Origin of the sequence: Pseudomonas entomophila, assembly GCF_029193575.1 — a bacterium.
GTDB classification, from domain to species: Bacteria; Pseudomonadota; Gammaproteobacteria; order Pseudomonadales; family Pseudomonadaceae; genus Aquipseudomonas; species Aquipseudomonas entomophila_G.
In genome coordinates this window covers 115876-134299 of sequence record NZ_JARGCS010000009.1, presented here as the reverse complement: position 1 = coordinate 134299, position 18424 = coordinate 115876, and the positions used below count along the sequence as shown (strand labels likewise).

The following is an 18424-nucleotide window of genomic DNA, read 5'->3' as shown; positions in this document are numbered from 1 at the left end:
GCACCTCTGGGGCCTATAGCTCAGTTGGTTAGAGCAGAGGACTCATAATCCTTTGGTCCACGGTTCGAGTCCGTGTGGGCCCACCAAACTGAAAGCCGCGCATTGCGCGGCTTTCGTGTTTTTATCGTTACGGATCAGCACGTCTTTCAGATTTCAACCGTCCACAAGACTTCCACCATCACAACGCGCCAAGGACCTCAAAAACCTTCTGAACTTCGCTGTGACTGATATGAATCTAGCTGAAGGGCACTGCGTCTTTCCGGAGATAGATAATCCCACCACTCGACTAGCCGGCGCCTTGAGGGGTGAGCGCTTTCCGTCGACACCGGAGAATCCCACCGCAACCACCGACGCCTACCTGAGCCGAGCCCGCGACTTCGACATAAGCAAGATCAAGAACTGATATACCCAGGGCAGGCGGCAGATGAAGCCATCAGGCGTTTGGGCCGACACTGTCCGCTTCCCGCTTTGCGACGGCTACTGGAAGCGCATCATCGATGCCCGAGCTATCGCCGGTAACGAGGACCAGAAGGCGGGCATCAAGGCGGGCATGAAGTACACCGATTCCGGCTGGATACCGCCAGGGCAGACGATCGAGAAGCATGATTGGGTGTACATCGTCGAAGGCATTTTCCACGCCATCGCTCTTCACCTAGCTAGCTTCAAAGCCATCGCCGCGATCAGTTGCGTGAACTTCCCTTGGGACATCATCGAGGCCAACGAGGGCAAGATGATCACTTGGGTAATCGCCCTGGACGACGACAAGGCGGGTAGGACCTACATCCGTAAGCACCTCAAGCAACTGCGGTCGATGAAAGAAATTGCCTAGGTTGCGCTCGTCGGCGAGCTTGATTGGGACGACGTCTACCGAGACGGAAATCTTGACCAGGTGTTCATGATGACGCCTGCTACCGGGGCCGCCTGCTCACCGCCGAGAGCGCGCGCAAACTCGCTTATCTGGTTTACCTGCGCCGGCCAGCTGGCTTCTACCTGGTCGAATTCAAAAACCAATTGTTCTCCGTCCGGGTCAACCAGGCCGAACTGACCTAGGCCCTGGACGACCAGAAACTGGAAGGCAATCGCGACATTTTCTACGACGCGTCACGGGTGGAGCAGGTAACCAACTGCGTACCGGATCTCGACTACCTCGAGAAGGACGTCATCACCGGTGAGCAGCGCTACCACTTCAGCTTTGCTTTCCCGGACCAAAGCCGCAACTGCCAGGCAGCCCTGTCCTCCGGTTCGATCGCAGATCCCCGAGGCTTCGTGAAGGACATGCTGGACTTCACACCTGGCGGCAACTTCGAAGGCGGCGCCCGTGAACTGGCCTGGCTCAAAGCCAAGTGGCTGAATGATGAGTACCGCCCTGTCCGCAGTGTACGCAGCCTACCCTTCCTGGGGTACGACGAGGACACGAACGGCAACAGTTTCATCGAGGTGAAAGGCCGAGGCATCAAGACTGCACTGGCCACCGTCAAATTCGAGCGCGGCGAAGAGTTCGATCCATCCTGGTTCCGCGACTTCGTCGACGGGACCGACATGAATGGCCTTGGCGCTCTGGAATGGCCTTGGCGCTCTGGCGTGGTGGACCACATCCCTATTTGTGCAACAGATCGCAAGCCAACAGGCCTCATTCGGAGCTGAGCGGTGAGCCTGGCTCGGGAAAATCCATGTTGCTGCGCTTACTCTGGCGCCTGCTCGGTAGGGAAAACACCGAAGGCATCAGGCCAAGCGGATCGGAGGCAAGTGCCGTCGGCCTGCTTCGATCATTCGCCGAGGTCAGCAACCTGCCATTGGTACTGATCGAGTCCGATCGGACCTACATCGACGCCCACCGTGGTGGTGTCCTTCGCCTATGGCTTGCCGCACAAGCCCTTCATCCAGCAGATCCTGACCCACGGGTTGAGACTTCCCCGGGTGCCAAAGGGTGACCAGGTCTGGCAACACAGCGAGGCCTGCCAGCAGCGCGTCGACGCGGACGGCAACTGGCTGCGCCAGACCGACGGCAAGATCCAGGACAAGGCTATCGAGCCCAAGGTAGAGGCCCTGGGGAACCGCGAGCAGTACCAGAGCCACACCAGGAACGTGGACGACCACTCCACCGAGACGGTGGGCGGTGTGAAGAAGATCGAGGCGCTGGGCGCACTCAAGCTTTTGTCAGGCGGCACCGCGAGCGTGGCGGCCGTCAATGACCTGAACCAGGCCACCGGGCGCGACTACAACCTGGTGGTGGGGCACAAGCTGAACGCGACGATCGGCGGCGACTTCCAAGAGCGGATCGAGGGCCTACGCGAGAGCGTGGTGGGGGTAAGCCAGCGCCTGCAGGCACCCAGGACCTGGTTGGGGTCGGAAGGGGTGAACGTGCTGCAGGTGCTGTGTGCCCTGTTGGACCTGGTGGACCTGGTGGAGCAGATGAACCTGCAGGTCGCGGGTCACGTGCATGGCACCAGCCCGGCGCCAAGCAACGCCGGCGACTTCAGCGCCGACGCCGCGAAAGCCGCCCTGCTGAGCGGCAAATTGAAACCCATCACCGCCTGACGGCGGCTAGGCCTCTGCCCCTGTCACGGTCGGTCGGCGGGGGCCTTTTGCGTAGGCCAGGGCCGGTTTCTCGATGCAGAGCCATGACAACGTTGCCAGCAGTGTTGTCACGCAAGCGGCTGCAGCCATCGATGGATAGAACCCCAGCTCGGTGCAGTTGATCAGCAACTGCTGAACCGGGAAGGCGTACAGGTAGAGGCCATATGAAATGTCGAACCTGCCACGAATGATTCGGTCGGTAACCATGGTGCCAAAGGCAAGAGTGGCCAAGCTGAAGCCGACACTGGATGCCAGCAACGGCATGAAGCCGACAACCGCAACACCCATCAGCAGCAACCCCACCCCGGCAAGAATCGCTCTCGATTTGAAGCTGCCCAGCAAGCCCTGGTGAAACGCCAGTGCCGCCCCTACGAAAAATCCAATGCACACCGAAGAGTAAATGGAGAGCTTGCCCGACAGGGGATGGCTGATCGATGTGCTGGCAACGTTCAACGCACAAAAGCCCAGCAAGATGAGCAACGGCACGACTGGACGGCGCACCAGGCTTAGTGCCAGTGCAACCAGGACGTAACAGCCAAACTCGAACTTGAGGGTCCATAGGCTGCCGTTGAGGGATTCAGGGAAGACGAACCCCTGGGTCACTGTGTTGATGTCCGCACGCCCGAATGCCGAGATTTGTAAAAACTTCAACAGCGCTTCCTTGCTGCCAGCCGTAGCCAGGAGCGCGTCGCTATACATGCCCCCTACCCAGTACACCATCACAAATGCGCAAACGATGAGGGCCGGGAAGATCCGAGCTGCACGCTTGATCGCATAGCTCTGGAGCGACGATCGTAAAAAGCTTTGGGTGACGAGGTACCCAGAAATGGCGAAAAATGCCAGAACCGCAAACCCGCCCAGCGAGTTGATGCCCTGCAGCGTGGGTTCAGTTTGCCCGGATAATGCGAAGTGGTGGCTGACGAGGACCATCAGCGCGGCGGCATGCCTGATCAGATCGAATGAATTGTGGCGGTTCAGCACTTCCCAGTTCCTGCAGCTCGAATACCTTGAGGCAGCATTATCCATGCATGGCTCGGCGCGAGAAAACTTACTTCAGCAAAAAAAATCAGGCGAGAAAATCACTTATCCCCCTCCCGCCGACGCGCTTTGCGTCACGAAATAGTGCAAAGCCCCGCCCAGGTGCAATGCAGCCCCGGAGCAGGCCCGACACGGACCTTGTAGCGCAGCAAGGCATTGCAGAGAGTGTAAAGGATTGAAGACCTGTGCAGTTCGGTACAGTCCAATGTGTCCACACCGGAAGCGAAAACCCTTCCCCAATAAGATCGAATGTTCAATAAAATCAGGCACATTATGGTTTTTCTCAATGAGCACGGGTAATTTTTTGGGCTCATAATCCTTTGGTCCACGGTTCGAGTCCGTGTGGGCCCACCAGACATACCAAAAACCGCGCGTCTGCGCGGTTTTTTATGCTCGCTCTCCCAAGACTCAGCTTGATGGGTACGCCCCGACAAACTGTGAACCGAAAGGCGTTCCTATTCGGCTCACAGCAGCACCCGTTATCAGGTCGACCGGAGCCAGGCCGAAGGCAGGCAAGCGCTGAATAACAGTAGTCAGCCAGGCACGCCCTCAAGCACCCCGTCCACCAACGCCTCGACGTACCCCGCCTCCAACTCCTCGCTGGAAAACAGGATCCGGTACACCAGCGGCGCCACCAACCGATCGACGATCCTGTCCTTCTCCGGCACCGGCTCGCCCCTTGCCACCGCACGCGCCAACAAGATACCGAACTGGGCGCTGGCGATTTCCAGGCAGCGCCCCGAGCAGCCGCCCCCAGCCGCGAGCAAATCGAGCACCACTGCGCGACCGGGCACCGAGGCGGTCTCTTCCATGTACTGGATACCCCAGGCCAACAGGTCGCCCTTGAGGCTGCCCGTGTCGGCAGGCTCGCCGTCCGGGCGGATGCGTTGCAAGGCCACGTCGCCCAGCAGTTCGTTGAGGTCGCCCCAGCGGCGGTAGATGGTCGAGGGCGTGACGCCCGCACGCGCGGCAATCAACGGCACGGTCAACTCGCCACGCTCACGCTCTTCCAGCAACTCGCTCACCGCCTTGTGCACAGAGGCCTGGACCCTCGCACTGCGGCCGCCCGGCCGCACGCCCTGATTGATCGCCATACTCACCCTAACGCAAAGAATTTGCTTTTAACTGAAAACAGGTTCATCGTTTCGCAAAAGCTAAATCTTAGCCTTTTCCGAGATTGTCATGAAAGACACCTTATCCAAAACCATAAGCAACCAGCGCCCCGGGCTTTCCCGACAAGCGTCGATCTGGCTGATCGGGGCGATCCTCATCGCCTTTTCCGCCGCCGCCAGCGCCCCGACGCCGCTGTACGCGCTGTACCGCGAAACCTGGGGCTTCTCCCCGGCGCTGCTGACCGTGGTCTTCAGCATCTATGCCGGCGGCCTGCTGCTGACCCTGCTGGTATTCGGTTCGCTGTCGGACCATATCGGGCGGCGCCCGGTGATTGCCGCGGCACTGGCGTTGCAATTGGTGGCCATGGGCCTGTTCCTCGAGGCTGAATCGGTGCAGATGCTGATCGTCGCGCGCCTGCTGCAAGGCTTTGCCACGGGGCTGGCCACCAGCGTGCTGGGCGCCGCGCTGCTGGACTTCGACCGCGAGCGCGGGCCGTTGCTGAACAGCCTCACCCCGATGCTGGGCCTGGCCCTGGGCGCGCTGGGCAGCGCCGCCCTGGTGCAGTTTTCCGACGCGCCGCTGCACCGGGTGTTCTGGGTGCTGGCCGGGCTCTTCGCACTGTTCGCCGCGCTGCTGTTGCGCCTGCCGGAAAGCATCAGCAGCAAGCCCGGCGCCCTGGCCTCGCTGCGGCCGCGGGTGCGCATTCCACCGCAAGCCCGCCGCGCGTTCTGGAGCATGGCACCGTTGAACGCCAGCCTCTGGGCACTGGGAGGGTTCTACCTGTCGCTGGGGCCTACCCTGGTGCGCCAGGTGACCGGCCTGCACGCGCCGTTGGTTGGCGGCGCGCTGGTGTTCCTGCTGACCGGGTTCGGCGCACTGGGCATCTTTGCCCTGCGCCAGCAGGAGGCATCGGTCATCCTGCGGCGTGGCGGGATAGCCCTGATCCTTGGCTTGCTACTGACCTTGGCCGGCGTCGACAACAGCAATAGCTGGCTGTTCTTCATCGGCACCGCGGCAGCCGGTCTCGGCTTCGGTGGTGGTTTCCTCGGTGCCCTGCGCTCGGTGATGCCACTGGCACACGCTCATGAACGGGGTGGCTTGATGGCCGGTTTCTACCTGTTGAGCTACCTGGCGTTCAGCCTGCCAGCGATCGTCGCGGGGGCGGCAAGCCAACGCTTTGGCCTGCTCACCACCACCAACGGCTATGCCTGCCTGCTGGTGATGGGCGCAGTGCTGGCCCTGGTATTCAGCCGACGGGCACGCCGAATGGCCATGGCCTCAGCCAGCTAAGCGGCGGCCCGGCGTTTCAAAGGTCGCGGAAGGTGACGGTCTTGCCCAGGTTCTTCAGCACTTGGCTGTACTGCTTGCGCCAGTTCTTGCGCCAGAAGACCTCATCAGGGAAGGTGCCATCGGTGGACCGGGCATGGCGGATGTCGCTCGACGCCATGGCCTCGGGCTGCTGCTGGCTGATCATTGGGAAGGCCATGTAGGCCTTGAACTGCCGAGACATCACCTTGTCGATGGCGATGCCCTGGTAAGGCGCGTGCTCGAGCATGCGCTGGCAACCACGCACAGACAGGATGTAGGCATGGGCGCCCTTGGTGCGCACACGGGCGATACCCCGGTTCCAGGTCAGCCAGACCTTGCCGAGGTTGGCGCCAAGGTAGAACAGCTCGGGGTCGCGCCGGTCGAGGAAGGTGTTGATCTGCTGGACCTGGCTTGGGTTGAAGGTCACCAGGGTGGCATCGTCTTCAAGGATCAGTACACGACGGTAGCCACGCTCCAGCGCGAGGCGCGCGCATTCGACGTGGGACGTGAAGCACCCACATTCCGGGCCCTGGCTGTCACGCTCGACCAGCAGGAACTCGATGTCCAACCCACTGCCTTCGAACTCCTTGAGCAACAGTTCACGACGATCGCTTCGTTCCTTGAGGCTGATACAAAACACACCGTCAATGGCCAGTCGGCTCAGATCCTTGGCTTTGGGCATTGCGTTACTTCGCTCTCGATCACTGGGCGTGCCACGGCACACGGGTTAAAAGGACCGGTATTGTCGCTTGGGTCATAGCATTGAGCCATATTTCTATGTGAATAAATGTGAGCAGGCCGTGGCAGCCGAGCCGATTCAGAAGCCTGGACGCAGCAGGGTCTTCCACAGGTACTTCAACGGAGAGCGCACATGCCGGTCCCAATTGCGCTGCCATTGCGCATCCTCGTGCCGGGCCAGCACCCCATCGCCATCGGCAGTGAGGCTGGCACGACGGAAAAGCATCGGGTACGCGCAGTGCTGGTCGATGCACTTCTTGAACAGCGCATCGAGGGTACCGCCGTCATAGGGCGCCGCCGCGAACACCCGGCAACCTTCCAGGGACAGGATGTAGGCGTGGGTGGCGGTCACCCTGCCGCGGGCGATGAACGGAAACCAGGTCAGCCAGGTGCGCCCCATGGCGTAGCCCAGGTGCAGCGCCTCGAAGGGCTGGCGGTTGACGAAGCGGTTGATCCAGCGAATCGACGAAGCGCGCAAGGCATAGGCCTTGGCATCGTCCTCGAACACCAGGATGCGCGCCCAGCCTTGCTCCAGGGCCATCAGCGCCAGTGCGCGATGCGATTCGTAGGTGGCCCGCAGCGGGTTGGCGTCCTTGTCCATGAGATGGAAGGCCACCGGGTTGCTGATCCGGCTGGCGATTTCACTGGCAAAGCGATCGCGCTTGTCCTGGCGCTCTCGCAAGGACACACAGAACACTGCATCGACGTCGAACTTGAACGGGCTGACCACGGGACACCTATGAAATGCTCACGGAGAGCAGAAATTTTGGCGTCAATCCTTTAACGAGAACCATTATCAAAAACCAGCTCGCCATCTTATACGCCACCCGCGAGCAAAAGAAGTGAATTCCGCTAAATCATTTCGCCATCATCGTGCAAGCGGCTCAACTTGCAGGCCAAGGCGGCCAATGGCTAGGCTAGCAAACCTATTGTAGAGACACATCATGTCCGATGCCCGCACCCTCGCCCTCGATGAAGTCGACCGCCAGTTGATCGCCCTGTTGCAGATCAACGCCCGCGAAAGCGTCGCCACACTTGCCCGCCAGCTGGGCATCGCGCGCACCACCGTGACCTCGCGCCTGGCACGGCTGGAAAAACACAAGGTGATCACCGGTTACGGCGTGCGCCTGGGCCAACGCCTGGCCGGCGGCGGTTTGCAGGCTTACGTGGGGATCACCGTGCAGCCGCGCTCCGGCAAGGAGGTGGTGCGCAGGCTGAGCGCCATGGGCCAGGTGCAGCAGCTCTGCGCGGTAAGTGGAGAATTCGACTACGTGGCGTGGCTGCACAGCGATTCGCCAGAGCAGCTCGACCAATTGCTCGACCAGATCGGCGGGTTGGATGGGGTGGAGAAGACCACCACATCGATCATTCTCAGTAGCAAGGTGGACCGGGGCGAGCCGAGGTGATGCGTCAACAGTTCCGGCCCTATCGCGGGCTCGCCGCGCGATAGGGCCATCAGCAAGCCATTTTGCATACCCATATCGTCATAATGTAAAAACATCATCCATAACGACAACACTCTGCATCTTATTTACGAACACCCCAGTCCCTAAAATGACCGCCAGACATCTCCTATACTCAGGCTCCGCGCCTCGCGCAGCCGCTCTGGCAAGGTCACTTCATGAACAAGAACAACCGCCACCCGCTCGATGGCAAGAAGCCCATCACCATCTTCGGCCCCGACTTCCCCTTCGCCTTCGACGACTGGCTGGAGCACCCCGCAGGCCTGGGCAGCATCCCCACTGACCGACACGGCGAGGAAGTGGCGATCGTCGGCGCTGGCATCGCCGGGCTCGTGGCGGCCTACGAGCTGATGAAGCTGGGCCTCAAGCCGGTGGTCTACGAGGCCTCGAAACTCGGCGGACGCCTGCGCTCGCAGGCCTTCAACGGTACCGACGGCATCGTTGCCGAACTCGGTGGCATGCGCTTCCCGGTGTCGTCCACGGCCTTCTACCATTACGTCGACAAGCTGGGCCTGGAAACCAAGCCCTTCCCCAACCCGCTGACCCCCGCCTCGCGCAGCACGGTGATCGACCTGGAAGGCCAGACCTACTACGCGGAAAAGGCTGCCGACCTGCCACAGCTGTTCCATGAAGTCGCCGATGCCTGGGCCGATGCGCTGGAGGATGGCGCGCGCTTCGGCGAGATCCAGCAGGCGATCCGCGAGCGCGACGTGCCGCGCCTCAAGGCGCTGTGGAACACCCTGGTGCCGCTGTGGGACGACCGCACCTTCTACGACTTCGTCGCCACCTCGAAAGCCTTCGCCAAGCTGAGCTTCCAGCACCGCGAAGTGTTCGGCCAGGTTGGCTTCGGCACCGGCGGCTGGGACTCCGACTTCCCTAACTCGATGCTGGAGATCTTCCGCGTAGTGATGACCAACTGCGACGATCACCAGCACCTGGTGGTCGGCGGCGTCGAGCAGGTGCCCCAGGGCATCTGGCGCCACGCACCCGAGCGCTGCGCCCACTGGCCGGCCGGCACCAGCCTCAGCTCACTGCATGGCGGCGCGCCGCGCGGCGGGGTCAAGCGCATCGCCCGCGCTGCCGATGGGCGCCTGGCGGTCACCGACAACTGGGGCGACACCCGCCACTACGCCGCCGTGCTGACCACTTGCCAGAGTTGGCTGCTGACCACCCAGATCGACTGCGAGGAGTCGCTGTTCTCGCAGAAGATGTGGATGGCCCTGGACCGCACCCGCTACATGCAGTCGTCGAAGACCTTCGTGATGGTCGACCGGCCGTTCTGGAAGGACAAAGACCCGCAGACTGGCCGCGACCTGCTGAGCATGACCCTCACCGACCGCCTGACCCGTGGCACCTACCTGTTCGACAACGGTGACGACAAGCCCGGCGTCATCTGCCTGTCCTACGCCTGGATGAGCGATGCCCTGAAGATGCTGCCGCACCCGGTGGAGAAGCGCGTGCAACTCGCGCTCGACGCGCTGAAGAAGATCTACCCCAAGACCGACATCGCCGGACACATCATCGGCGACCCGATCACCATCTCCTGGGAGGCCGACCCGCATTTTCTCGGCGCCTTCAAGGGCGCGCTGCCGGGCCACTACCGCTACAACCAGCGCATGTACGCGCACTTCATGCAGCAGGACATGCCCGTCGAGCAGCGCGGCATCTTCATCGCGGGTGACGACGTGTCGTGGACCCCGGCGTGGGTGGAGGGCGCGGTGCAGACGTCGCTCAACGCAGTGTGGGGTATCATGAACCACTTCGGTGGCAAGACCCACCTGGACAACCCCGGCCCGGGCGACGTGTTCCACGAGATCGGGCCGATCGCCCTGGCCGACTGACCACGAGGATTCGCCATGCGCATCGCCCTGTTCCAGGGCGCGCCCAGGCCACTGGACGTGCCCGGCAACCTCGAGCGCCTGCAGCACCAGGCGCAACTGGCCGCCGAGCGCGGCGCGCAACTGCTGGTGTGCCCGGAGATGTACCTGAGCGGCTACAACATCGGCCTGGACGCCGTGCAACGCCTGGCCGAGCCCGACGATGGCCCTTCGGCCATGACCGTGGTGGAAATCGCCCTGGCGCAGCGCATCGCCATCGTCTACGGCTACCCGGAGCTGGCCGAGGACGGCGCGCTGTACAACAGCGTGCAACTGATCGACGCTCATGGCCGTAGCCTGTGCAACTATCGCAAGACCCACCTGTTCGGTGAGCTGGACCGGTCGATGTTCAGCGCAGGTCCAGACCACTTCCCGGTGGCCGAGCTCGATGGCTGGAAGGTCGGGCTGCTGATCTGCTACGACATCGAGTTCCCGGAAAACGCCCGGCGCCTGGCCCTGGCCGGCGCCGAGCTGCTGCTGGTGCCTACGGCGAACATGGCGCCCTACGACTTCACCTGCCAGGTCACCGTGCGCGCCCGCGCCCAGGAGAACCAGTGCTACCTGGTGTACGCCAACTACTGTGGGGCGGAAGGCGAGATCCAGTACTGCGGACAAAGCAGCATCATCGGCCCGGACGGCAGCCTGCTGGCGATGGCCGGCCATGCTGAGTGCCAGCTGTTCGCCGAGCTGGAGCGCGAGCGGGTGGCGCAGGGGCGCCAGGCGTTTCCCTACCTGGCCGACCTGCGCCGGGATCTGCATCGCGTGTAGGAGCGGGCTCGCCTCGCGATGAGCCCGCCCAGCCCCCATAAATGCATTAGCATGAATGCATGCCCGACCTTATCCAGCACCTCACCCTAGGCAACGGCCTGCACCTGACCCTGCGCCACACCACGCGCCTGAAACGCGCCGCCGCTGCGCTGCGGGTCCACGCCGGCAGCCACGACGCCCCCGCGCGCTGGCCCGGCCTTGCGCACTTCCTCGAACACCTGTTCTTCCTCGGCACCTCGCGCTTTCCCCTGGAAAACGGCCTGATGCGTTACGTCCAGGGCCTAGGTGGCCAGGTCAACGCCACCACCCGCGAACGCACCACCGACTTCTTCTTCGAGGTGCCTTCCACCGCCTTGGCCGGGGGCCTCGAGCGCCTGTGCCAGATGCTCGCCGAACCGGACCTGAACATCGAGCGCCAGCGCCGGGAACGCGAGGTGATCCACGCCGAATTCATCGCCTGGTCGCGCAATCCTCAAGCCCAACGTCAATTCGCACGGTTGCAGACCGTCTCCGCCCGCCACCCGCTTAGCGCCTTCCACGCCGGCAACCGCTACAGCCTGCCCCTGCAGAACCCTGCTTTCCAGCAGGCCCTCAAGCAGTTCCACGACGACTTCTATCAGGCTGGGCAGATGACCCTGAGCCTGTGTGGGCCTCAGCCGCTGGATGAACTGCGAGCGCTGGGCACGGCCTACGGCGCGTTGTTCAGTCAAGGCCAGCGGCGCGCACCCTCGCTGACGCCAGCGCTTCTGGACGGGCCGCTGCGCCAAATCGTTACGCCTCCCGGCGAACTGGGCCTGTCGTTCGCCCACGACCACCTCCCGCCCGGCGCCGAAGCAGCGCTGGAGCTACTGCTCGCCCACCTCGGCGACAGCCGTCCAGGCGGCTGGCTGGGTGAGCTGCGCGCGCGCGGTTGGCTGCGGGCCTACCAGGCCGAGCCGCTGTATGCCTTTGCCGGGCAAGTGCTTTGGCACCTGCAGTTGCAATTGAGTGAAGACGCCAGCACCGAGCAGGCCCAAGCCCTGCTGCACGGCTGGCTGGCCTTCCTTCGCCAAGCCGAGCCGCAGCGTCTGAACCATGCCTTCGGCCAATTGCAGGCGTGCCGCGCACGCACCGCCAGCGCGTTGGACCTGGCCCGACGCGATGCGGCGGGCAACCCCTTCCAGGCACTGGACAGCAGTGCACTGCATGCCCTGCGGGCGCTGCTCGCCGACCTGCCCGCCAGCGATACCGGCCACTGGCGTCTGCCCGAGCCGGACCCGCTGCTCAGCGCCAGCCTGCCAAGCACCCCGCCCGCCCCACTGCCGCAGGGGCTGCAGACCATCGACCTGATGCCCACTGGCGATGAGCACGCCGCGCTCTACCTGCGCTGGCACGTAACCTCTCCCCTGCGCGAACGCTACCTGCCCGTGCTGGAGCAGGCCCTGCGGCCCTTGCAGGAACGCGCCGAGCGCGCCTCGCTGCGCCTGCAATGGAGTGCCGCTGGCGAGCACTGGACGCTTCATTGCAGTGGCGCTCCCGCAGGGGTGATCCGCACCGTCGAGCAAGCCCTCGCGTTGCTGCGCACGCCCGGCGACTGGCAGGTGACAACGCCCCCCTCGCCCCCGCTGATGCCCCTTCGAGCCCTGCTCAAGGCGCTGCCAGACGCCCTGCACGGGTATACGCCGCTGCCTCAGCCCGTTCACGCGCTGGCTCCGCCACAGCTGGAGCAGCTCTGGGCCAGCACCCACTGGCAAGGCCTCGCCCTGGGCTTCGACACGCCAGCCAGAAACGCCCTGGGCACCACCTTGCGCGACCTGATGGGCAACCCCGCCCGCACTCCCCCGCCGCGGCTTCCAACCGGTCGTCACTGGCGCCGCGTTCCAGACCAGGCCAGCGAACAGGCGCTGCTGCTGTTCTGCCCACTCCCCGCCGCACTCCAAGCCAGCGGCCGCCTGCTGGCCCACCTGCTGCAAGGCCCGGTGTACCAGCGCCTGCGCGTCGAACTGCAATTGGGCTACGGCGTGTTCAGCGCCTATCGTCAGCTTGAAGGTTTCGCTGGCCTGCTGTTCGGCGTGCAGTCCCCCCACGCCACCCACGAGGAAATCCTTCAGCACCTGCAAACCTTACTGAGCCAGGGCGTAACCCTCGAACCCCATGCCCGCCAAACCCTCGCTGAGCAATTCAGTGCCGCCGCCATGAGCCACGCCGAACTCGCCGAGTGGGCCTGGCAGACACAACTGGCTACACACACTTCGAATCTTTCCGACATGTGCAGGTCTATCCTGATGACTGGACAATCCGATCTGGACGACTTGACCGCACGCCTGCTGTCAGCCGAGCACGGCTGGCTTTGCCTGGCCAACGGCACCGCCCCGGAACGAGGATGGCAGCACTGGTGAACGGCATGATCATTACCACTGGCGTAACGGTAACTTTCAAAGATTTAACCTTTCAGCAGTCACTTTTTCTGTAAGATAGCGCAATCTTTCACCGAAAAATCCAACCGAAAGGAGCAAGCCCATGTGGACCAAACCTGCATACACTGACCTGCGTATCGGCTTCGAAGTGACCATGTACTTCGCCAATCGCTGATGCGCCGTGCGGTTCGACGCCTCGGCTCGCCGGGGCGTTTTCGTTTTCGCCTGTTCGGGTAAAGAGTGATGCATATCCAGATTCTCGGGTCCGCCGCTGGCGGCGGTTTCCCCCAGTGGAACTGCAACTGCGCCAACTGCCGGGGCTTTCGCGACGGCACCCTGCGCGCCACCGCGCGCAGCCAATCGTCGATCGCCCTCTCCGACGATGGCGTGCATTGGGTACTGTGCAACGCCTCTCCAGACATCCGCGCCCAGCTCCAGGCCTTCGCGCCGATGCAGCCGGGGCGTGCGCTGCGTGACAGCGGCATCGACGCGATCGTGCTGCTGGACAGCCAGATCGACCACACCACGGGCCTGCTCAGCCTGCGCGAAGGCTGTCCGCACCAGGTCTGGTGCACCGACATGGTCCACCAGGACCTGACCACCGGTTTTCCGCTGTTCAACATGCTCAGCCCCTGGAATGGCGGCCTGGCGTGGAACCGCATCGAACTGCAAGGCAGTTTCGTCATTCCCGCCTGCCCGAACCTGAAGCTCACCCCGTTCCCGCTGCGCAGTGCCGCGCCACCCTATTCGCCACACCGCTTCGACCCGCACCCCGGCGACAACCTGGGCCTGCTGGTGGAAGACCTGCGCACGGGCGGCAAGCTGTTCTACGCGCCGGGCCTGGGCCAGGTCGACGACGCCCTGCTGGCGATGATGGACGGCGCCGATTGCCTGCTGGTCGACGGCACCTTGTGGGACGACGACGAAATGCAGCGGCGTGGCGTCGGCACCCGCACCGGCCGTGAGATGGGCCACCTGGCGCAGAACGGCGCTGGCGGCATGCTCGAGGTGCTGGACGGTTTCCCACGTCAACGCAAGGTGCTTATCCACATCAACAACACCAACCCGATCCTCGACGAAGACTCACCCGAACGCGCCGAAGTCCGGCGCCGCGGCGTGGAAGTCGCCTACGATGGCATGAGTATCGAGTTGTAGGAGAACACCCGCGCCACGCGGCTTGCCCCGCGATAGCGCCGCCCCAGACACCACAGAGGCCCCCATGAGCCACGCCCTATCCCCCGCCGAATTCGAACAGGCCCTGCGCGCCAAGGGCGCCTATTACCACATCCACCACCCCTACCACGTGGCGATGTACGAAGGCCGTGCGACCCGCGAGCAGATCCAGGGCTGGGTCGCCAACCGCTTCTACTACCAGGTGAACATCCCCCTCAAGGACGCCGCGATCCTGGCCAACTGCCCGGACCGCGAAATCCGCCGCGAGTGGATTCAGCGCCTGCTCGACCATGACGGCGCCCCCGGCGAGGACGGTGGCATCGAGGCCTGGCTGCGCCTGGGCCAGGCCGTGGGCCTCGACCCCGACCAGTTGCGCTCCCAGGAACTGGTGCTGCCCGGCGTGCGCTTCGCCGTCGACGCCTACGTCAACTTCGCCCGCCGCGCCAACTGGCAGGAGGCCGCCAGCAGCTCGCTGACCGAGCTGTTCGCCCCACAGATCCACCAGTCGCGCCTGGACAGCTGGCCCCAGCACTACCCGTGGATCGACCCCGCCGGCTACGACTACTTCCGCACTCGCCTGGGCCAGGCCCGCCGCGACGTCGAGCACGGCCTAGCGATCACCCTCGCGCACTGCACCGACGCCGCGTCGCAACAGCGCATGCTGGAGATCCTGCAATTCAAGCTGGATATCCTCTGGAGCATGCTCGACGCCATGAGCATGGCCTACGAGCTGAACCGCCCGCCCTACCACACCGTCACCCGCGAGCGGGCCTGGCACAAGGGGATCGTCCTATGAGTTTCGACCGCAAGCAGGTGCCGACCTGGCGCCCCGGCTACCGTTTCCAGTACGAACCCGCGCAACAGGGCCATGTGCTGCTGTACCCCGAGGGCATGATCAAGCTCAACGAGAGCGCCGGCCTGATCGGCGCGTTGATCGACGGCCAACGCGACGTGGCGGCGATCATCGCCACGCTGCAACAGCAATTCCCCGACGTGCCCGAGGTCGCCGACGACATCGAGCAATTCATGGAGGTGGCCCGTGCCGAGCACTGGATCGTCCTCGCCTGAGGTGCCGGTCGGCTTGCCGCTGTGGCTGCTGGCCGAGCTCACCTACCGCTGCCCGTTGCAGTGCCCGTACTGCTCCAACCCGCTGGACTTCGCCAAGCAAGGCCAGGAGCTGAGCACCGCGCAGTGGTTCAAGGTGATGGCCGAGGCGCGTGCGCTGGGCGCGGCGCAGATCGGCTTCTCCGGCGGCGAGCCGCTGGTGCGCCAGGACCTCGCCGAGCTGATCGGCGAAGCCCGCCGGCTGGGCTACTACACCAACTTGATCACCTCCGGCATCGGCCTGACCGAGCGCAAGATCGCCGCCTTCCGCGAGGCCGGGCTGGACCATATCCAGATCAGCTTCCAGGCCAGCGACGAGCAGGTGAACAACCTGCTGGCGGGCTCGAAGAAGGCTTTCGCGCAGAAGCTTGCGATGGCGCGCGCAGTAAAAGCCCATGGCTATCCAATGGTGCTGAACTTCGTCACCCACCGGCACAACATCGACAAGATCGACCGCATCATCGAGCTGTGCCTGGCCTTGGAAGCCGACTTCGTCGAGCTCGCCACCTGCCAGTTCTACGGCTGGGCGCAGCTGAACCGCCTGGGCCTGCTGCCGACCCGAGCGCAACTCGAGCGCGCCGAGCGCATCACCAACGAATACCGCGCCCGGCTCAAGGCCGAAGGCCATCCGTGCAAGCTGATCTTCGTCACCCCGGACTACTACGAGGAGCGCCCCAAGGCCTGCATGAATGGCTGGGGCAGCCTGTTCCTGACCATCACCCCCGACGGCACCGCCCTGCCCTGCCACGGCGCGCGGCAACTGCCAGTGCGGTTCCCCAATGTGCGCGAGCACGACCTGCGCCACATCTGGTACGACTCCTTCGGTTTCAACCGCTTCCGCGGCTACGACTGGATGCCCGAGCCCTGCCGCTCCTGCGACGAGAAGGAGAAAGACTTCGGCGGCTGCCGCTGCCAGGCATTCATGCTCACGGGCGATGCCAGCAAGGCCGACCCAGTGTGCGCCAAGTCGCCAGACCACGGCGTGATCCTCAAGGCTCGCGAGGAGGCCGAGCAGGCCGACCTCGCCATCGAACAGCTGACCTTCCGCAATGAGCGCAACTCGCATGTCATCGCCCGAGGCTGATTTCAGCGCGGCCCAGGCCGTGGCCGCCGGCACTGATTTCGCCGAACTCAAGGTCGGCGCCCAAGGCCTGGTATGGAACGAGTTCCGCCCCGCCGACGGCGCCTGCCGCCTGTGGCACTGGTGTGACGGCCAGGCCCGCTGCGTGACCCCGGACGGCTTCAGTGTGCGTAGCCGGGTCTACGAATACGGTGGCGGCAGTTTCTGCCTGGGCGGCGATGGCGTGGTGTTCGTCAATGAGCAGGACCAACAGCTCTACACCCAGGCCCTGGACGGCTCGGCGCCACGCGCGTTGAGCGCCAACGCCGATTGCCGCTACGGCGATGTGCTGTGGCACGCCGGCCGGGTGCTGGCGGTCGAGGAGCAGCATGGCGACGCCGTCGGCCATCGCCTCGTCGCCCTGGCCGACGGCGAACGCCACGTCCTCGCCGAGGGCGCCGACTTCTATGCCGCACCGACCTTGAGCGACGATGGCCTGCGCCTGGCCTGGATCGAGTGGGACCGCCCGCACCAGCCCTGGACCCGCACCCGCCTGATGTGCCGCGACGGCGAGGGGCCAGCGCGCTGTGTCGCGGGGCTGGACGAGTCGCTGCAGCAACCGTGCTTCGACGCCGAGGGCCAGCTTTATTGCCTGTCGGACCGCAACGGTTTCTGGCAGCCCTGGGGCGAACGCGATGGCGCCTGGCAAGCGCTGCCAGCCCACGCCGCCGACCATGCCGCCGCACCTTGGCAACTGGGCGCCAGCACATGGCGCGCCCTGGGGCCGCACAGCTACCTGGCGACCTGGTTCGAAGACGGTGTCGCACAATTAGGGCTGCGCTTGACTGACGGTGAAATGGAGCGTTTCGCCAGCGCCTACACGCGTTTTCGCAGCCTGGCCATGGACGACACCCACCTCTACGCCATCGCCGCCTCGGCGATCAGCCCGCCTGCGGTGATCGCCATCGCCCGCGACGGTCATGCCGTGCAGGTGCTCGCGGGGGGCGCCGCGGTACTGCCCGTGGAGCGCATCAGCCAGCCCGAGCCGATCCGTTACGCCAGCGGTGACGGCGTCGCCCACGGGTTCTTCTACCCCGCGATGAACGGGGCAGCACTGCCGCCACTGGTGGTGTTCATCCACGGCGGGCCGACGTCGGCGTGCTACCCGGTGCTCGACCCGCGCATCCAGTACTGGACCCAACGCGGCTTCGCCGTCGCCGACCTCAACTACCGGGGTAGCACCGGCTATGGCCGCGCCTACCGCCAGGCCCTGCATTTGCGCTGGGGCGAATTGGACGTGCAGGACGCCTGCGCGGCGGTGGCCCACCTTGCCTCACGCGGCCTGGTCGACCCGGCCAAGGCGTTCATCAGGGGTGGCAGCGCTGGCGGCTACACCACCCTCTGCGCCCTGGCCTTCCACGACGTGTTCCGCGCCGGCGCCAGCCTGTATGGCGTCAGTGACCCACTGGCCCTGGCCCGCGCCACCCACAAGTTCGAAGGCGATTACCTGGACTGGCTGATCGGCGACCCGCTGCGCGACGCCGAACGCTACCGCCAGCGCACCCCGCTGCTGCATGCCGGGCAGATCAAGGCACCGGTGATCTTCTTCCAGGGCGAACTGGACGCGGTGGTGGTGCCAGAGCAGACCCGCAGCATGCTGGCGGCGCTGCGGGCCAATGGAGTGGAGGCGCAGGGGCATTTCTACGCCGGCGAGCGGCATGGGTTCCGTAACGCACAGAACCTCGCCCATGCGCTGGAGGAAGAATGGAGGTTCTATTGCCGGGTGTTGGGCCAGTAGCCTGGCCAGCG

At 64.4% G+C, this 18424-nt stretch carries 17 protein-coding genes, 1 tRNA gene and 1 pseudogene; 15 read left to right on the top strand and 4 right to left on the bottom strand.

What is annotated here, in order from left to right; translation table 11 throughout:
• Window positions 1-9: 9 nt before the first annotated feature.
• The 4 genes and pseudogenes from P0Y43_RS03600 to P0Y43_RS03585 all read left to right on the top strand — a co-directional run.
• Window positions 10-86 (top strand) — tRNA-Ile (locus tag P0Y43_RS03600).
• Between the two features lie 338 nt (window positions 87-424).
• A complete protein-coding gene (locus P0Y43_RS03595) occupies window positions 425-829 on the top strand; it encodes a toprim domain-containing protein (RefSeq protein WP_275635933.1) in 405 nt (134 codons plus the stop codon).
• A gap of 278 nt (window positions 830-1107) precedes the next feature.
• On the top strand, window positions 1108-1644 hold the full coding sequence (locus P0Y43_RS03590; protein ID WP_275635932.1) for a hypothetical protein: 537 nt from the start codon (window positions 1108-1110) through the stop codon (window positions 1642-1644).
• Window positions 1645-1818: 174 nt separating this feature from the next.
• A pseudogene (locus P0Y43_RS03585) lies at window positions 1819-2538 on the top strand (hypothetical protein); the annotation flags it as partial.
• A 6-nt stretch (window positions 2539-2544) separates the two neighbouring features.
• Here the strand turns inward: P0Y43_RS03585 and P0Y43_RS03580 are convergent.
• Together P0Y43_RS03580 and P0Y43_RS03575 are read right to left on the bottom strand one after the other, a co-directional pair.
• A complete protein-coding gene (locus P0Y43_RS03580) occupies window positions 2545-3558 on the bottom strand; it encodes an acyltransferase family protein (protein ID WP_275635931.1) in 1014 nt (337 codons plus the stop codon).
• A 590-nt stretch (window positions 3559-4148) separates the two neighbouring features.
• On the bottom strand, window positions 4149-4709 hold the full coding sequence (locus P0Y43_RS03575; RefSeq protein WP_275635930.1) for a TetR/AcrR family transcriptional regulator: 561 nt from the start codon (window positions 4707-4709) through the stop codon (window positions 4149-4151).
• Window positions 4710-4797: 88 nt separating this feature from the next.
• Here P0Y43_RS03575 and P0Y43_RS03570 point away from each other — a divergent pair, with 88 nt between their 5' ends.
• On the top strand, window positions 4798-6018 hold the full coding sequence (locus P0Y43_RS03570) for an MFS transporter (protein ID WP_275635929.1): 1221 nt from the start codon (window positions 4798-4800) through the stop codon (window positions 6016-6018).
• Window positions 6019-6034: 16 nt separating this feature from the next.
• Here P0Y43_RS03570 and P0Y43_RS03565 read toward each other — a convergent pair whose 3' ends face one another.
• Window positions 6035-6718, bottom strand: a complete 684-nt coding sequence (locus tag P0Y43_RS03565; protein ID WP_275635928.1) for a glycosyltransferase family 25 protein — start codon at window positions 6716-6718, stop codon at window positions 6035-6037.
• Window positions 6719-6853: 135 nt separating this feature from the next.
• The gene (locus P0Y43_RS03560; RefSeq protein ID WP_275635927.1) at window positions 6854-7504 is read right to left on the bottom strand and encodes a hypothetical protein; all 651 of its coding nucleotides are present in this window, start codon (window positions 7502-7504) and stop codon (window positions 6854-6856) included.
• A gap of 214 nt (window positions 7505-7718) precedes the next feature.
• Between P0Y43_RS03560 and P0Y43_RS03555 the strand changes: the two genes are divergently transcribed.
• The 10 genes from P0Y43_RS03555 (at window position 7719) to P0Y43_RS03510 (ending at window position 18413) form a co-directional block, all read left to right on the top strand.
• A complete protein-coding gene (locus P0Y43_RS03555; protein ID WP_275635926.1) occupies window positions 7719-8180 on the top strand; it encodes an Lrp/AsnC family transcriptional regulator in 462 nt (153 codons plus the stop codon).
• A 215-nt stretch (window positions 8181-8395) separates the two neighbouring features.
• A complete protein-coding gene (locus P0Y43_RS03550) occupies window positions 8396-10078 on the top strand; it encodes a flavin monoamine oxidase family protein (protein ID WP_275635925.1) in 1683 nt (560 codons plus the stop codon).
• A gap of 15 nt (window positions 10079-10093) precedes the next feature.
• Window positions 10094-10882, top strand: coding sequence for a carbon-nitrogen hydrolase family protein (locus P0Y43_RS03545; protein ID WP_275635924.1), 789 nt, complete (start codon window positions 10094-10096; stop codon window positions 10880-10882).
• A gap of 59 nt (window positions 10883-10941) precedes the next feature.
• Window positions 10942-13260, top strand: a complete 2319-nt coding sequence (gene pqqF, locus P0Y43_RS03540) for a pyrroloquinoline quinone biosynthesis protein PqqF (protein ID WP_275635923.1) — start codon at window positions 10942-10944, stop codon at window positions 13258-13260.
• Window positions 13261-13381: 121 nt separating this feature from the next.
• Complete coding sequence (pqqA, locus tag P0Y43_RS03535) at window positions 13382-13453, top strand: pyrroloquinoline quinone precursor peptide PqqA (RefSeq protein WP_003243383.1); 72 nt, start codon at window positions 13382-13384, stop codon at window positions 13451-13453.
• A 68-nt stretch (window positions 13454-13521) separates the two neighbouring features.
• A complete protein-coding gene (gene pqqB / locus P0Y43_RS03530) occupies window positions 13522-14433 on the top strand; it encodes a pyrroloquinoline quinone biosynthesis protein PqqB (RefSeq protein ID WP_275635922.1) in 912 nt (303 codons plus the stop codon).
• A gap of 64 nt (window positions 14434-14497) precedes the next feature.
• Window positions 14498-15247, top strand: a complete 750-nt coding sequence (gene pqqC, locus P0Y43_RS03525) for a pyrroloquinoline-quinone synthase PqqC (RefSeq protein ID WP_275635921.1) — start codon at window positions 14498-14500, stop codon at window positions 15245-15247.
• Window positions 15244-15519, top strand: a complete 276-nt coding sequence (gene pqqD, locus P0Y43_RS03520) for a pyrroloquinoline quinone biosynthesis peptide chaperone PqqD (RefSeq protein WP_275635920.1) — start codon at window positions 15244-15246, stop codon at window positions 15517-15519. Before pqqC ends, pqqD begins: the two co-directional genes overlap by 4 nt.
• The gene (gene pqqE / locus P0Y43_RS03515) at window positions 15491-16639 is read left to right on the top strand and encodes a pyrroloquinoline quinone biosynthesis protein PqqE (protein WP_275635919.1); all 1149 of its coding nucleotides are present in this window, start codon (window positions 15491-15493) and stop codon (window positions 16637-16639) included. Before pqqD ends, pqqE begins: the two co-directional genes overlap by 29 nt.
• Entirely contained in the window at window positions 16605-18413 is a 1809-nt protein-coding gene (locus P0Y43_RS03510) for an alpha/beta hydrolase family protein (RefSeq protein WP_275635918.1), read from the top strand. Before pqqE ends, P0Y43_RS03510 begins: the two co-directional genes overlap by 35 nt.
• Window positions 18414-18424: the final 11 nt, after the last annotated feature.

Excerpts from the sequence above, each read along its gene's own strand:
- P0Y43_RS03510 (WP_275635918.1), top strand. The coding sequence starts at position 16,605 with ATGAGCGCAACTCGCATGTCATCGCCCGAGGCTGATTTCAGCGCGGCC.
- pqqC (WP_275635921.1), top strand. The coding sequence starts at position 14,498 with ATGAGCCACGCCCTATCCCCCGCCGAATTCGAACAGGCCCTGCGCGCC.
- P0Y43_RS03595 (WP_275635933.1), top strand. The coding sequence starts at position 425 with ATGAAGCCATCAGGCGTTTGGGCCGACACTGTCCGCTTCCCGCTTTGC.
- P0Y43_RS03565 (WP_275635928.1), bottom strand. The coding sequence starts at position 6,718 with ATGCCCAAAGCCAAGGATCTGAGCCGACTGGCCATTGACGGTGTGTTT.
- P0Y43_RS03555 (WP_275635926.1), top strand. The coding sequence starts at position 7,719 with ATGTCCGATGCCCGCACCCTCGCCCTCGATGAAGTCGACCGCCAGTTG.
- pqqD (WP_275635920.1), top strand. The coding sequence starts at position 15,244 with ATGAGTTTCGACCGCAAGCAGGTGCCGACCTGGCGCCCCGGCTACCGT.
- P0Y43_RS03575 (WP_275635930.1), bottom strand. The coding sequence starts at position 4,709 with ATGGCGATCAATCAGGGCGTGCGGCCGGGCGGCCGCAGTGCGAGGGTC.
- pqqB (WP_275635922.1), top strand. The coding sequence starts at position 13,522 with ATGCATATCCAGATTCTCGGGTCCGCCGCTGGCGGCGGTTTCCCCCAG.
- pqqF (WP_275635923.1), top strand. The coding sequence starts at position 10,942 with ATGCCCGACCTTATCCAGCACCTCACCCTAGGCAACGGCCTGCACCTG.
- P0Y43_RS03570 (WP_275635929.1), top strand. The coding sequence starts at position 4,798 with ATGAAAGACACCTTATCCAAAACCATAAGCAACCAGCGCCCCGGGCTT.
- P0Y43_RS03545 (WP_275635924.1), top strand. The coding sequence starts at position 10,094 with ATGCGCATCGCCCTGTTCCAGGGCGCGCCCAGGCCACTGGACGTGCCC.
- P0Y43_RS03550 (WP_275635925.1), top strand. The coding sequence starts at position 8,396 with ATGAACAAGAACAACCGCCACCCGCTCGATGGCAAGAAGCCCATCACC.